This is a genomic window from Streptomyces sp. NPDC044033, assembly GCF_056434425.1.
Window position 1 is genome coordinate 59,878 of the sequence record NZ_JBWKFF010000021.1, and the last position, 14,036, is coordinate 73,913.

At 70.2% G+C, this 14,036-nt stretch carries 15 protein-coding genes; 11 read left to right on the forward strand and 4 right to left on the reverse strand.

The genetic code is table 11. From position 1 onward, the window contains the following. Window positions 1-69 precede the first annotated feature (69 nt). Window positions 70-750: a UbiX family flavin prenyltransferase gene (locus AC07AB_RS30895; protein WP_478573734.1), complete on the forward strand. Its 681-nt coding sequence runs from the start codon at window positions 70-72 to the stop codon at window positions 748-750. Window positions 751-755: 5 nt separating this feature from the next. Here the strand turns inward: AC07AB_RS30895 and AC07AB_RS30900 are convergent, their stop codons facing one another. Then, entirely contained in the window at window positions 756-893 is a 138-nt protein-coding gene (locus AC07AB_RS30900; protein WP_478573736.1) for a hypothetical protein, read from the reverse strand. A 119-nt stretch (window positions 894-1,012) separates the two neighbouring features. On the opposite strand from AC07AB_RS30900, the gene AC07AB_RS30905 reads away from it, so the two are divergent. The 5 genes from AC07AB_RS30905 to AC07AB_RS30925 all read left to right on the forward strand — a co-directional run bounded on the left by AC07AB_RS30905 (window position 1,013) and on the right by AC07AB_RS30925 (window position 5,240). After that, window positions 1,013-1,468 (forward strand): Lrp/AsnC family transcriptional regulator, encoded by a 456-nt coding sequence (locus tag AC07AB_RS30905; RefSeq protein WP_363132913.1) that lies wholly within the window; start codon window positions 1,013-1,015, stop codon window positions 1,466-1,468. A 102-nt stretch (window positions 1,469-1,570) separates the two neighbouring features. Then, window positions 1,571-2,734 (forward strand): aminofutalosine synthase MqnE, encoded by a 1,164-nt coding sequence (mqnE, locus tag AC07AB_RS30910; protein ID WP_478573974.1) that lies wholly within the window; start codon window positions 1,571-1,573, stop codon window positions 2,732-2,734. 23 nt (window positions 2,735-2,757) lie between these two features. Continuing rightward, window positions 2,758-3,147 carry an N-acetyltransferase family protein gene (locus AC07AB_RS30915; protein ID WP_478573739.1) on the forward strand — a complete coding sequence of 130 codons (390 nt, stop codon included), beginning with the start codon at window positions 2,758-2,760 and terminating at the stop codon, window positions 3,145-3,147. 66 nt (window positions 3,148-3,213) lie between these two features. Then, window positions 3,214-3,504 (forward strand): DUF4229 domain-containing protein, encoded by a 291-nt coding sequence (locus tag AC07AB_RS30920; protein WP_478573742.1) that lies wholly within the window; start codon window positions 3,214-3,216, stop codon window positions 3,502-3,504. 371 nt (window positions 3,505-3,875) lie between these two features. Then, window positions 3,876-5,240: a dicarboxylate/amino acid:cation symporter gene (locus AC07AB_RS30925; protein ID WP_478573977.1), complete on the forward strand. Its 1,365-nt coding sequence runs from the start codon at window positions 3,876-3,878 to the stop codon at window positions 5,238-5,240. A 627-nt stretch (window positions 5,241-5,867) separates the two neighbouring features. Here AC07AB_RS30925 and AC07AB_RS30930 read toward each other — a convergent pair. Continuing rightward, on the reverse strand, window positions 5,868-6,071 hold the full coding sequence (locus tag AC07AB_RS30930; RefSeq protein ID WP_007265804.1) for a cold-shock protein: 204 nt from the start codon (window positions 6,069-6,071) through the stop codon (window positions 5,868-5,870). 282 nt (window positions 6,072-6,353) lie between these two features. On the opposite strand from AC07AB_RS30930, the gene AC07AB_RS30935 reads away from it, so the two are divergent. Further along, window positions 6,354-7,235 carry a menaquinone biosynthetic enzyme MqnA/MqnD family protein gene (locus AC07AB_RS30935; RefSeq protein ID WP_478573745.1) on the forward strand — a complete coding sequence of 294 codons (882 nt, stop codon included), beginning with the start codon at window positions 6,354-6,356 and terminating at the stop codon, window positions 7,233-7,235. Window positions 7,236-7,348: 113 nt separating this feature from the next. Here the strand turns inward: AC07AB_RS30935 and AC07AB_RS30940 are convergent, their stop codons facing one another. Further along, window positions 7,349-8,446 (reverse strand): alpha/beta hydrolase, encoded by a 1,098-nt coding sequence (locus AC07AB_RS30940; protein ID WP_478573748.1) that lies wholly within the window; start codon window positions 8,444-8,446, stop codon window positions 7,349-7,351. Between the two features lie 330 nt (window positions 8,447-8,776). On the opposite strand from AC07AB_RS30940, the gene mqnC reads away from it, so the two are divergent. From mqnC to AC07AB_RS30960, 4 genes are all read left to right on the forward strand, one after another. Continuing rightward, complete coding sequence (gene mqnC / locus AC07AB_RS30945) at window positions 8,777-9,973, forward strand: cyclic dehypoxanthinyl futalosine synthase (protein ID WP_478573751.1); 1,197 nt, start codon at window positions 8,777-8,779, stop codon at window positions 9,971-9,973. Window positions 9,974-10,252: 279 nt separating this feature from the next. Continuing rightward, entirely contained in the window at window positions 10,253-10,816 is a 564-nt protein-coding gene (locus AC07AB_RS30950; protein ID WP_478573753.1) for a hypothetical protein, read from the forward strand. 239 nt (window positions 10,817-11,055) lie between these two features. Further along, on the forward strand, window positions 11,056-11,754 hold the full coding sequence (locus AC07AB_RS30955; RefSeq protein ID WP_478573756.1) for a demethylmenaquinone methyltransferase: 699 nt from the start codon (window positions 11,056-11,058) through the stop codon (window positions 11,752-11,754). A 194-nt stretch (window positions 11,755-11,948) separates the two neighbouring features. Beyond that, window positions 11,949-13,232 carry a geranylgeranyl reductase family protein gene (locus AC07AB_RS30960; protein ID WP_478573758.1) on the forward strand — a complete coding sequence of 428 codons (1,284 nt, stop codon included), beginning with the start codon at window positions 11,949-11,951 and terminating at the stop codon, window positions 13,230-13,232. Window positions 13,233-13,522: 290 nt separating this feature from the next. On the opposite strand, the gene AC07AB_RS30965 is transcribed toward AC07AB_RS30960, so the two are convergent. Continuing rightward, a complete protein-coding gene (locus AC07AB_RS30965; protein WP_478573761.1) occupies window positions 13,523-13,996 on the reverse strand; it encodes an Lrp/AsnC family transcriptional regulator in 474 nt (157 codons plus the stop codon). Window positions 13,997-14,036: the final 40 nt, after the last annotated feature.

Genomic DNA, 14,036 nt, shown 5'->3' on the forward strand with positions numbered 1-14,036 from the left:
CGCCGCCCCGGCCGCCGATCCGAGCGGGTGACAGGGATCGGGCGGACGGTGGCCGGATAGGCTCTGGTCGTGGAGCCGCACGAACACACAAGAACACGCCGCCCGTGGCTGGTGGGGGTCTCCGGCGCGTCCGGTACCCCGTATGCCGCCTCCGTACTGCGCGCGCTGCTGAGCGCCGGCGAGGACGTGGACCTGGTGGTCAGCCGCGCCTCACGGCTGACCCTGCTGGACGAGACGGGCATCAGCTTCCGCGACGCGCACTGGCGCGACGACCTGGCGGCGTGGCTCGCCTGGGGCGCGGACGGCAAGCCGGACGTCTTCGACGTGGATGTGTCGGGGGTGCGGTACTGGGCGGCCGGCGATCTGGCCGCGGGGCCGTCGTCCGGCTCGTACCCCGTACAGGGGATGCTGATCGTGCCCGCGTCGACGGCCTGTGTGGCCGGGGTCGCGCTGGGGCTGTCGAAGGATCTGCTGCAACGGGCGGCGAGCGTGTCGCTCAAGGAGCGGCGCCCGCTGGTGGTCGCGGTGCGCGAGACGCCGCTGAACGGTCAGACGCTCAAGCATCTGGTGGCGCTGGACGAGGCGGGCGCCGTGGTGCTGCCCGCCTCTCCGGCGTTTTACGCGGGGGCGACGCACATCCAGGATCTGGTGGACTTCGTCGCGGGGCGGGTGCTGGACGCGGCAGGTGTGCCGCATCAGCTGTACCGCCGCTGGGAGGGAGAGCTGGGTGGCGGCTCTCGGGAGGGTTGAGGCGCTCAGCGCTTCTTGGCGCGCGCGGTGCGGAACATGGTTCCGGCGCGGCGGGCGGCAGCGCTGGGCTGGTGAGCACGCGAACGCTTGGCCTCGTCCTGAAGCTCGCGCATCCGGGCGTAGGCCATCTCGATCGTGTACACGGGACACACTCCTAGATCTTCTTTGATCGTGTGACTGATTTGCAGGGCATCTGCCCTGTACGCCTTAGATTCTACATGCAAAACTGCGAGTTCGCTGATTATTGGAAGGTGTCAGGCGTATGGACGCGGTGGACAGGCAGCTCATCCAGGCTCTGCGGGAGAACGGACGGGCCTCGTACGCGGAACTGGGCCGGCTGGTGGGGCTCTCGGGGCCGAGCGTCACCGACCGGATCAACCGCCTGGAGGCGGCGGGCGTCATCACCGGATACCGCGCGACGGTCGACTCCGCCTCGCTCGGCCTCGGCGTGACGGCCCTGATCGGCATCTCCCTCTCCGACGCCGCCGACCACGAGGACGTGGCGCGGCGGCTGCGCGACCTGCCGGAGATCGAGGACTGCTGGTTCATCGCGGGCGACGACTCGTACATGCTCAAGGCGCGGGTCGGCGACGTGGACGGGCTGGAGCGGACCATCCGCAGACTCTCCGGGACCCGGGGGGTCTCGCGGACGCGCACCACGATCGTGCTCTCCACGAAGTGGGAGAACCGGGTCGGGGAGCTTCCCGAGGAGCCGTAGGCGTAGGCTCGACGAGGCCCGAACGGCTACAGCGGACAGAGGCCCGAACGGCGCACAGCAGACATGGGTATACGTAGTGGAGGCGACCGGATGACTGCATCGATGGATGTGGGTCTCAAGCGCGAGCTGGAGGACAAGGTCCGGTCCGGGGAGCGGCTGACCCGTGAGGACGGGGTGGCGCTCTACGAGAGCGACGACCTGGCGTGGCTGGGCGGTCTCGCCCACGAGGTGCGGACGCGCAAGAACGGCGACATCGTCCACTTCAACGTCAACCGCCACCTCAACATGACCAACGTGTGCACCGCCTCGTGCGCGTACTGCTCCTTCCAGCGCAAGCCGGGCGAGAAGGACGCGTACACGATGCGCATCGAGGAGGCCGTCCGCCTGGCCAAGGCCATGGAGAACGAGAACCTCACCGAGCTGCACATCGTCAACGGCCTGCACCCCACGCTGCCGTGGCGCTACTACCCGAGGTCCCTCAGGGCCCTCAAGGAAGCGCTGCCGCACGTCGGCCTGAAGGCGTTCACGGCCACCGAGATCCACCACTTCGAGAAGATCTCCGGGCTGACCGCGAGCGAGATCCTCGACGAGCTGATCGACGCCGGCCTGGAGTCGCTGACCGGCGGCGGCGCGGAGATCTTCGACTGGGAGGTCCGGCAGCACATCGTCGACCACGACACCCACTGGGAGGACTGGTCGCGCATCCACCGGCTCGCCCACGAGAAGGGGCTCAAGACGCCGGCCACGATGCTGTACGGGCACATCGAGGAGCCCCGTCACCGGGTGGACCACGTACTGCGGCTGCGCGAGCTCCAGGACGAGACGAACGGCTTCCAGGTCTTCATCCCGCTGCGCTACCAGCACGACTTCGTGGACATGAAGGACGGCAAGGTACGCAACCGGCTCCAGGCCCGTACGACGATGGCGACCGGCGCCGAGGCGCTGAAGACCTTCGCGGTCTCCCGGCTGCTCTTCGACAACGTCCCGCACGTCAAGTGCTTCTGGGTGATGCACGGCGTGCAGACCACCCAGCTCGCGCTCCAGCACGGCGCGGACGACATGGACGGCTCGGTCGTCGAGTACAAGATCACGCACGACGCGGACAACTACGGGACGCCGAACAAGCTGACCCGCGACGACCTGCTGGACCTGATCCGGGACGCGGGCTTCCGCCCCGTCGAGCGCAACACGCGCTACGAGATCATCCGCGAGTACGACGGTCCGGACCCGGCGCGGCGCGAGTCGCCGCAGGCGATGCGCGTCTGAGGCCGCAGCACCGCACGCACCCGTTGAGACCCCGGCCGCCGGCCGGGGTCTCTTCGGTTTCCGGCGAGGCCCGCGAGTCCGCGCCGCTCTCCGGAGCGCTTCGCGCCGTCGGAACGGTCCTCCTCAAGCTCAACCCGGACCGGCCGCTGGACCACCGGTGCACCGTGGTCGCGGTCATGGTCGACCCGGTGCTCCAGGGCGGCGGACACGGCCGGCGGATGCTGCCCGAATCCATAAAGATGGCCCGTGACCTGGGATTCGACGCGCTGCGCCGCAGCGACCGAGGCGGCACCGGGCTGGACGGCTTCTCCATCGGCTGCGGCTTCAAGGAGGTCGGCCGGGTGCCCGACGCGATCAAGGTCGCGGAGGGCGACCACCGCGACGACATCACGATGTGGCTCCCCCTTCTCTGAACGAATCGGGGGCGTGCTTGACTGGAGGGTGCCCCTTTCGGATGTCGTTGAGAAGAAGGTCTCTCCGTGAGTAGCCAGAAGTTCGCCTCGCTCCGCTACACCGGTATGCGAATCGGCCTCCTCATCGCCTGCTTCGCGCTGGTCTGGGTGCTCTGCTCCGTACACGCCATTCCACTCGCGGTGCGCGGCTCCAACCTGGTCTGGATGGTGCTGGTCGCGCTCATCATCTCCGCGCCGCTGAGCTATGTGCTGCTGCGCAAGCAGCGCGACGCCATGTCCGAGCAGATCGTCGGGCGCGTGGACCGCGCCAAGGAGGCGCTGGCGGCCAACGCCGCCCAAGAGGACCACGTCGTGTAAGCGCCCCGCACTCACTACGCACGCCCCGCAGGGGAGCAGCCGCTCCCCTGCGGGGCGCTGTCGTTTTTGCCCCCCGCTGTCACCCGTCGCCCCGTGTTGTCCCGTGCTGGGACCGTCCGTTACGCGAGATACCAAAGATATTCTTTGGGAACCTCAAAGTTCGAGTGTTAACGTAATCGTCATGAAGACAGCAGCTGCGCACCGATCCCCCACGAGCGTCGTGCTCGTGGCGCGCCTGCACATCGATCTTTGCCGCCGCATGTCCGCGGCCTGTCACCGCCGCTGACCGGGCCCCGCCCGGCACGCCGCAGCGGCCGGAGATCCCGTACGGACCTCCTGGCGCATTCACGCCCTTCCTCTCTGACACCCGTCTGTCCCCGGAGATTCCGTTGTCATCGTCAACGAACACGTCATCGTCGAGCCGGCGCATACCCAAGGTGCCGTTCTGGGCCCAGATCCTGCTGGGTCTCGTCCTCGGCGCCCTCCTCGGCTGGGCCGCCAAGAGCGGCGACATCGCCTGGCTCCAGACGACCCTGGACAAGATCGGCGGCATCTTCATCCAGCTGCTGAAGCTGGCCGTCGCCCCGCTCGTCTTCTTCGCCATCCTGGTGTCCATCACCAACCTGCGGAACGTGAACAACGCCGCCCGCCTCGCCACCCGGACCCTGATCTGGTTCATGGTGACCTCGCTGATCGCGGTCGTCATCGGCCTCGCCATCGGCCTGCTCACCAACCCCGGCTCGGGCACCGGCCTGACCGCCGCCGACGGCGCCAAGCCCCAGCACTCGGGCTCCTGGCTGGACTTCCTCACCGGGATCGTCCCGACCGACGTCATCACGCCGTTCACCGAACTCCAGGTCATGCAGATCGTCTTCATGGCCGCCGTCGCGGGCATCGCCGCCCTCAAGCTCGGCGAGAAGGCCGAGCCGATCCTCGTCCTCAGCCGCTCCGTCCTGGAACTGCTCCAGAAGGCCCTGTGGTGGGTCATCCGGCTCGCCCCCATCGGCACCGTCGGTCTGATCGGCAAGGCCATCTACCAGTACGGCTGGGACCTGATCGGCCAGTACGCGACGTTCACCGCCGACATCTACGTCGGCTGCGCCCTCGTCCTCTTCGGCGTCTACCCGCTGCTCCTCGGCCTGGTCGCCAAGGTCAACCCGATCCAGTTCTTCAAGGGCGCCTGGCCCGCCATCCAGCTGGCCTTCGTCTCCCGCTCCTCGGTCGGCACCATGCCGTTGACGCAGAAGGTCACCGAGCGGCTCGGCGTGCCGAAGGAGTACGCGTCCTTCGCGGTGCCCTTCGGCTCCACGACCAAGATGGACGGCTGCGCCTCGATCTACCCGGCCATCGCCGCGATCTTCGTCGCGGAGATCTTCCACATGCACCTCGGCGTCGGCGACTACCTGCTGATCGCCTTCGTCTCGGTCATCGGCTCGGCCGCCACGGCCGGACTGACCGGCGCGACCGTGATGCTGACGCTGACCCTCTCGACGCTGGGCCTGCCGCTGGCGGGCGTGGGCCTGCTGCTGGCGATCGACCCGATCCTCGACATGATGCGCACCGCGACCAACGTCGCCGGGCAGGTCGTCGTCCCGATCATCGTCTCGGCACGGGAGAAGGTCCTGGACCGCGCGGTGTACGACGCGGCCGGCTCCTCCCCGTTGGACGACGAGACCCCGGCTTCGACCCCCGCCCCGGCCCCGGCGCAGCCCAAGCCGGAGCCCGCGACCGTCTGACCGCACCCCCGCACCACCCCGCTCCCCGTACGGCCCTCCGCGCTCCCCGGCGCTCGGAGGGCCGTACGCGCGTATGGGCGGGTACGGGCGTTACGCGCGTACGGCCGGTGTCCTGAACTGGCCGCGGTGGCCGGGGAAACGGGAGGTGCCGCAGCGGCGGCCGGCATGGGATGAGAAGCTGCTCACAGCGATCCGGCAGGCGGCCGACGACGCGCACCCGCTCGTGCCCGCACCGCGCCGATCCACCGATCCACCACGCCCCCGGCGGGACCCGCCGGGGCCAGCGGGTTCTTCGGCACCGCCGCCGGGACTCCAGCGGGCCGCCATCGCGCGGGACTTCGCCGCCGGGCCGCCGCCGCGTGCGGATTGCGGGGTTCCACCGGCGCCGCCATGAACGGCCCCGTGCCGCCTTCTGTGGGGGAAGGTGGCGCGGGGCTCTCTTCTCCCCGGGCGTCCCGTGGCAGCGGAGCGGGCGCGCGGTCGCTGTGGGAGTGCGTACACAAGGAACATCGTGCGCAAGGTCCGTATACAAGGCAGGAGCCCCGCTCCCCGCCGAAGCGGAGGAGCGGGGCTCCTTAGGTGTTGCACGTCGACCGCGATCGGTCGACCCCATCCGGTCCGTGAGGACTAGGCGGGGGTGACGTTCTCCGCCTGCGGGCCCTTCGGACCCTGCGTGACGTCGAAGTTCACCTGCTGGTTCTCTTCCAGGGAACGGAAGCCAGAGGCGTTGATCGCGGAGTAGTGAACGAAGACATCCGGGCCGCCGCCGTCCTGGGCGATGAAGCCGAAGCCCTTTTCAGCGTTGAACCACTTCACGGTTCCGGTAGCCATAAGCCCTCCTTGGGCCAAAGGGTTGCCCTGCTCCAGAACCTGCGAGAAGTCTGAAAACTACAAAAGCCTGCGGGGTCACATGCTCCGCAGGCTCTGTACTGCAAGGGAAACCAAACTGCAACTTGCGGTGAGCCTAGCACGCTCCGCAGGGGCTGGGAAAGAGTCGAAGATCACCTGTTGGCGGGGTTTTCAGCCGCCTCTGGGCGGAAAAGATCGCAGGTCGAGCGCGGATCGCCGGACCCCGCTCCGCTCGCGTGTGCGACCCGGGTCTAGCCTCCGGATGTGGACAATTCAGCCTCTGCCGCCGCCGCCCTCCCCGACCACCGTCGGAGCCGGCCGCGGGTCGGCCACATTCAGTTCCTCAACTGCCTGCCCCTTTACTGGGGCCTCGCCCGTACGGGCACGCTGCTCGATCTTGAGCTCACCAAGGACACCCCGGAGAAGCTCAGCGAGCAGCTGGTCAGCGGGGAACTCGACATCGGGCCCATCACGCTCGTCGAATTCCTGAAGAACGCCGACGACCTCGTCGCCCTGCCCGACATCGCCGTCGGCTGCGACGGTCCGGTGATGTCCTGCGTGATCGCCTCGCAGGTGCCGCTGGAGCAGCTCGACCGCGGCCGGGTCGCGCTCGGTTCGACCTCGCGCACCTCCGTACGGCTGGCCCAGCTGCTGCTCGAAGAGCAGTACAAGGTCGAGCCCGACTACTACACCTGCCCGCCGGACCTCGGCCAGATGATGCAGGAGGCGGACGCCGCCGTTCTGATCGGTGACGCCGCGCTGCGGGCCAAGATGCATTACGGGCCGAAGCTCGGCCTCGACGTCCACGACCTCGGGCAGATGTGGAAGGACTGGACGGGGCTGCCGTTCGTCTTCGCGGTGTGGGCCGTGCGCCGCGACTACCTGGAGCGCGAGCCGCGCATCGTGCGCAAGGTGCACGAGGCGTTCCTCGCCTCCCGGGACGTGTCCCTGGAGGAGGTCGGGAAGGTCGCCGAACAGGCGGCGCGCTGGGAGACGTTCGACGCGCCGCTGCTGGAGCGCTACTTCACGACCCTGGACTTCCGCTTCGGGGCGGAGCAGCTGGCCGGCGTCACCGAGTTCGCGCGGCGTACGGGCCCGACGACCGGGTTCCCGGCCGATGTGAAGGTGAGCCTGCTGGAGGGCTGACCGCCGCCCGGCGGACCGAGGGGGCCGGCCGGGGCTCCGAGGGGGGGCGGCCGGGGCTCTGAGGGGGCCGGCGGGGCTCCGAGGGGGCGGAGCCCGGTGGCCGGGGCCCCGGGTCACGAGGCCGGCGTCGGCCCCTCCATATGCTCGCTTATCCACTGGAGGCTTCCGTTGGCCATGCCCTCCACATAGGTCTTGCCGTTGTGCTCGCCGCCCTGGATCACCTGGAGGCGGGTCTTGACCGGCCCCTTGTTGCCGTACCGGGCGAGGAATTTCTTCACCTTCGGCATCACGGTGAGTTCCTTGGTGCCGACCTGGAAGTTCAGATAGACGTCCGGATGCTTGGCGGCTATCAGCTTCGCGGCCAGCTTCTCCGGGTTGTTGGCCGCTTCCTCCGTCGCGTGGCCCGCCCACAGCGGCGAGTCCGGCACGATGTCCGGGCCGGAGGCGATCACGGCCTTGAACTTGCCCGGGTCCTTCAGTACGGCCTTCAGCCCCGAGAAGCCGCCTGAGGAGGAGCCCATGAAGGCCCAGCCGTCGCGCGACTTGATCGTGCGGAAGTTCGCCTTCATTAGATCGGGGACGTCCTCGGTCAGCCAGGTGCCCATCTTGGGCTGGCCGGGTATGTCGCTGCCGTCGTAGTAGTTCTTCGCGTCCGGGTTCAGCACCGGCATGGCGAGCACGAAGGGCAGGCTCTTGCCCGCCAGCGACTCCTTGGCGATGGTCGACTGGAGCTTGAGGTCGGTGCCCATCCAGTAGTTGTTCGGGTACCCGTTTCCGCCCGGCAGCGCGATCATCACGGGGAAGCCGCTCTTCGCGTACTTGGGGTCCGAGTACTGCTTCGGCGCCCACACCCACACCTTGCCGGTGAAGCCCGACTTCTTGCCGTGGAGCTTCACGACGCCGATGGTGGTGCCGTCGCTCAGATGGCTCTGCACCCGGAAGTCGGCCGCCGGCCCGGTCGGCATCAGGACCTTGGAGTCCTTGCTCGGCTGCTTGCCGCTGTCACCGCCCGCCTGGCCGCCCTCGCCCGGCTTCGGCTGCCCGAAACTGACCGGATCGCCCTGGTCCGAGAAGACGCCGAGGTAATCCATGACCGGCCACGCGATCCCGCCGAGCACCAGCACGGCCACGGCCCCCAGGAACCACCCCTTGGCCTTGGAGGCCCGGCGGTGACCCCGGGAACGGTAGGTCCCCCTGGAAGAATGACTCATTCGTGGCGCTCCGGATGATCCTGCTGCCCCGAAGGACATGACGGGTTGTTCCGGCCTGTTTGATGGGGAAAGCCGGGCCCAGGGTTCCCCTTCGCCCGGTGAATTGAGTCATAAGCTGATCAGCTGATTCTCACAGGAAGGCAATGTGGGCGCGGGGGCAGCCGACCGGATCCGACCGGTCCCGCCGATCGGTCCCACCGGCCCTGCCGGCCGGGCCCGGCGGCCACCGGACCGGACCCGCCGCCTCCGTAGCCCGGCCCCCACCGGTTCTGTCAGAGCGCTGGCGTAGGCTGGATCAGTCTTGTCAGCACCCTCCGAAGGGACGCCCCGGTGACCGAGAACGCCGACCTCTCGTCCGTCCTCGACCGCGCCGCGACCGGCGGCCGGATCACCCCGGAGGAGGCGCTCGACCTGTACCGGTCGGCGCCGCTGCACGCGCTGGGCTCGGCGGCCGACGCCGCGCGCCGCAAGCGGTACGCGGGCACCGAGCACATCGCCACGTACATCATCGAGCGCAACATCAACTACACGAACTCATGCGTCACCGCGTGCAAGTTCTGCGCCTTCTACGCCCCGCCGAAGAGCGACAAGGTCTGGACCCGCGACCTCGACGACATCCTGCGCCGCTGCGAGGAGACCGTCCGGCTCGGCGGCACGCAGATCATGTTCCAGGGCGGCCACCACCCGGACTACGGCGTCGAGTACTACGAAGAGCACTTCGCCGCCATCAAGAAGGCGTACCCCGAGCTCGTCATCCACTCCCTCGGCGCCTCCGAGATCGAGCACATGGCCCGCATCTCCGGCGTCACCGCCGAGGAGGCCATCAGCCGCATCCACGCCGCCGGCCTCGACTCCTTCGCGGGCGCGGGCGCGGAGCTGCTCCCCGCCCGGCCGCGTACCGCCATCGCGCCGCTCAAGGAGTCCGGCGAGCGCTGGCTGGAGATCATGGAGATCGCGCACGGGCTGGGCGTCGAGTCGACGTCCACGATGCTGATGGGCACCGGCGAGACCAACGCCGAGCGCATCGAGCACCTGCGGATGATCCGCGACGTCCAGGACCGTACGGGCGGCTTCCGCGCCTTCATCCCGTACACCTACCAGGCCGAGAACAACCACTTGAAGGGCCAGACGCAGGCCACCCTCTTCGAGTACCTGCGCATGATCTCCATCGCGCGGCTCTTCCTCGACAACGTCGCCCACATCCAGGGCTCCTGGCTGACCACGGGCAAGGAGGTCGGCCAGCTCTCCCTGCACTACGGCGCGGACGACCTCGGCTCCATCATGCTGGAGGAGAACGTGGTCTCCTCCGCCGGCGCGAAGCACCGCTCGAACCGGATGGAGATCATCGACCTCATCCGCAAGGCCGGCCGCGTACCGGCGCAGCGCGCCACGACGTACGAGCACCTGGTCGTGCACGACGATCCGGCGAACGACCCGGTCGACGACAAGGTCGTCTCGCACCTGTCCTCCACGGCCATCGAGGGCGGCACGGCGCACCCCGAGTTGAAGCTCGTCGAGACCAGCTGACCCGCGGTCGGCCGGCGCCTGCGGGGGCGGCCCGCGCCGACCGGGCACGGAGCCGCCGCGCGGGGCCGACGCGGTGCGCGGGGACGCGGATGCCAGTGCCGTGACGGGCGATGCCTGCCCGGAAGAAGCGTGCGTGCCGGGCGGCGCGACGGGGCAGAGCTTGCCGGGTGGGGCGCTAGGGGCGACTCTTACGCGGCAGGCCGGCAGGCCGGCAGGCCGGCAGGCCGGCAGGCAATGGGCGGCGCGTGGGGCCGGAGCGTAGAGACGGCGGTGGTCTGGGTGTTGACGATCCATCAGGTGCGCGGGGTGCGGCTCGCCGAGGGTGACGGGCCTGCCGCCGAGGCGGACGCTGTCCTGGTGTCCGGCGACCACATCGAGGACATCGGCCCGTACGAGCGGCTGCGCACCGAGCACGGTGAGCGCGCCCGGGTGCGCGAGTGGGACGGCGTGCTGGCCCCCGGCCGGTACGAACCGGGTGCGGCGGCGCTCCTGGAGGCCGCCTACCACCCCGATCCGCGCGAGGCCGACGAGCTGGGTACGGAGCCGGTCACCGGTGCGGCGCTCGCGGCGCTCGCCATGACCGACGTCCGGTGGGGCGCGAGCGCCCGGCGCGGGCTCCAGCGGCTGCTGGCGGCGGGCACGACCGCGCTGACCGGCCCGTTCGAGCGGCCCCCGGTCCGTACCGCCGTCGAACGCTCCGGCCTCCGGGTGCTGCCCGCGGCGACCGCGGCCCGCCCCGGGACGCTGACGGTGGGCGGGCCCGCCGACTTCGCGGTCTTCGCCGAGGACGGGAGTGCGCTCGTCACCGTCCTGGGCGGCCGGCTGGTGCACCGCCGCCGCTGAGAGCCTGGGCATCTCCCCGGCCGGGCGGGTGGGGACCGGCCCGTACGTTCGTGGCGTCGCCGAGACGCCCCGGCAGCTCCGCCGCGAGTCTCTTCCGGCGCCGTGCGATCGCACGCACCGGACGCCGCGCGCCGATCCGGCCCGGGACAGGGCCTTTGGTCCGGATCCCGGCCCCGCCGCGCGGCTCGAAACGCCCCCCCGTGCGCGGCACAACGGCGCGGGCGGGGAAGAATGGGCGCGTGACCCGAGCATCCCTGGAGAAGCAGCCGCACGAAGTCGCCGCGATGTTCGACGACGTGGCGGCGAAGTACGACCTGACCAACGACGTGCTGTCGCTGGGCCAGGCCCGGCTCTGGCGCAAGGCGGTGGCGCAGGCGGTGGCCGCGCGGCCGGGGGAGAAGGTGCTGGACCTCGCGGCGGGCACGGGCACCTCGTCGCTGCCCTTCGCGGCCACCGGCGCGTACGTCGTCCCGTGCGACTTCTCGACCGGCATGCTGCGGGAGGGCAAGAAGCGCCACCCGCACCTGCCGCTCACGGCCGGGGACGCGACCCGGCTGCCCTTCGCGGACGGGGTGTTCGACGCCGTCACGATCTCCTTCGGGCTGCGCAACGTGCAGGAGACCGACACCGCGCTGCGCGAGCTGCTGCGGGTGACGAAGCCCGGCGGCCGGGTCGTCATCTGCGAGTTCAGCCACCCCACGTGGGCGCCGTTCCGCACGGTCTACACCGAGTACCTGATGCGCGCGCTGCCGCCGGTCGCGACGGCGGTCAGCAGCAACCCGGACGCGTACGTCTACCTCGCCGAGTCGATCCGCGCCTGGCCCGACCAGCCGGCGCTGGCCGCACGGCTGCAAGGGGCGGGCTGGTCGAAGGTGGCGTGGCGGAATCTGACGGGCGGCATCGTGGCGCTGCACCGGGGCAGGAAGAGCGGGGGCTGAGGGGCCGGGCCCGGGGCCGCCTGTCGTGCGCTCACCCGCTCGGGGCCGTGCGCTCACCCGCTCCGACCGGGAGCGGAGCGTACGACGGTGACCCTTCACGAGCGCCGGATTGCGCCCCCATAGACTGCTCTTGTCCAGTGCGTGACCCGCCCGACGTCCGGCACGCATGTTCCGAGCTTTGGGGAGATCCCGCCGTGACCGAGTCCCCTGCCGAGCACAGCGCAGACGTGATCGTCGTCGGGGCCGGCCCGGCCGGTTCCGCGACCGCCTACCACCTGGCCAAATCGGGCCTGGACGTGCTCCTGCTGGAGAAGACGGCGTTCCCGCGCGAGAAGGTCTGCGGCGACGGGCTGACCCCGCGCGCCACCAAGCAGCTCGTGTCCATGGGGATCGACATCTCCGAAGAGGCGGGCTGGCTGCGCAACAAGGGCCTGCGCATCATCGGCGGCGGCGTCCGCCTGCAACTCGACTGGCCGGACCTGGCCTCGTACCCGGACTACGGCCTGGTCCGCAAGCGCGACGACTTCGACGAGCAGCTGGCGCGCCAGGCCCAGAAGGCGGGCGCGCGGCTGTACGAGCGCTGCAACGTCGGCGCTCCGGTCATCGACGACCGTACGGGCCGGATCACGGGCGTCCACGCCAAGCTCGGCGAGGAGAAGACCCCGGTCACCTTCCACGCGCCGCTCGTGGTCGCCGCGGACGGCAACTCCACCCGGCTGTCCCTGGCCATGGGCCTGCACCGGCGCGAGGACCGCCCGATGGGCGTGGCCGTCCGCACGTACTTCACCTCGCCCCGCCACGATGACGACTACCTGGAGTCCTGGCTGGAGCTGTGGGACCGCCGCGGCGAGCAGGACCGGCTGCTGCCCGGTTACGGCTGGATCTTCGGCATGGGCGACGGCACCAGCAACGTCGGCCTCGGCATCCTCAACAGCAGCTCCGCCTTCCGGGAGCTGGACTGGCGCGAGATCCTCAAGGCGTGGTGCGCCTCGATGCCGGCGGACTGGGGCTACACCCCCGAGAACATGACGGGCCCGATCCGCGGCGCCGCCCTCCCGATGGCCTTCAACCGCCAGCCGCACTACACGCGCGGCCTGCTGCTCGTCGGCGACGCGGGCGGCCTGGTCAACCCGTTCAACGGCGAGGGCATCGCCTACGCCATGGAGTCCGGCCAGATCGCCGCCGACGTCATCGTCCAGGCCCACGCCCGCGCCACGTACGCGCAGCGCGAACTGGCCCTGCAGAACTACCCGAAGGTCCTCAAGGAGACCTACGGCGGCTACTACACCCTCGGCCGCGCCTTCGTGAAGCTCATCGGCAACCCGAAGGTCATGAAGATGGCCACCCAACGCGGCCTCACCCACCCGCTGCTGATGAGGTTCACCCTCAAGATGCTCGCCAACCTGACGGACCCGACGGGCGGCGACGCCATGGACCGCATCATCAACGGACTGAGCAAGGTCGCCCCGAGGTCGTAACGGGCGGGGCGCGCCATCCCGCGAGCCTGCCAGCCCGCGAGTCCACGTCACGGACCGCCGGCCCCCCATGGGGGACCGGCGGTCTTTCGCGTTCTTCCGCGTGGGCGACCGCCCGACCGTCTGACCGCGGAGCCGGTCCACGCCGTGCGGTGTCCGTGGTCCAGCGGGTGCCGACGGCGTCTGCCGCCCGTGCCCTCCGGCAGCCGGAGGGCACGGGCGTGAGTTGCCGGGGGCCGAGCGGACCTCGGTGGTGTACTGCCGCCGCCCGACCAGGGAGGTGGCGCGGGCTCTCACTGAGGGGGCGTGGTGTCCGTGCCCAGCGGCCGTTCGAGAACGGTGCGCAGCACGATGGTCGTGCTGGTGCTGCGCACCGGTGGGATCGAGCGGATGCGGTCGAGCGCGTCGGCGAGCGCGTCCGTACCGGCCACGCGCACCTTCAGCCAGTAGCAGTCCTCGCCCGCCACCTCGTGCACTTCGAGCACGCAGGTTTCGCTTTCGAGCCGTTCGTTGACCACCGCCCTGGCGGCCGCGCCGGGTTCGAAGCGGAGCGCGATGAACGCCGCCGTCCCCGCGTCCACGCTCGCCGGGTCGAGGCCCGCGTGGTAGCCGGTGATCACTCCGTCGCGCTCCAGCCGCTGCAATCGGTCCCGTGCCGAGGGTTCGGACAGCCCGACTGCCCGGGCGAGCGCCCGGACGGTCTGCCGGCCGTCCGCCGTCACCATCCGCAGGATCGTCCGGTCGATGTCGTCCAGCTGCCGCGTCATAGCGAGTACTTGCCCTTCATGACAGATCAACCTAATCTCT

Coding starts and splice junctions, on each gene's coding strand:
- mqnE (WP_478573974.1), top strand. CDS start 1,571: ATGGATGTGGGTCTCAAGCGCGAGCTGGAGGACAAGGTCCGGTCCGGG.
- AC07AB_RS30965 (WP_478573761.1), bottom strand. CDS start 13,996: ATGACGCGGCAGCTGGACGACATCGACCGGACGATCCTGCGGATGGTG.
- AC07AB_RS30940 (WP_478573748.1), bottom strand. CDS start 8,446: ATGAGTCATTCTTCCAGGGGGACCTACCGTTCCCGGGGTCACCGCCGG.
- AC07AB_RS30930 (WP_007265804.1), bottom strand. CDS start 6,071: ATGGCTACCGGAACCGTGAAGTGGTTCAACGCTGAAAAGGGCTTCGGC.
- AC07AB_RS30905 (WP_363132913.1), top strand. CDS start 1,013: ATGGACGCGGTGGACAGGCAGCTCATCCAGGCTCTGCGGGAGAACGGA.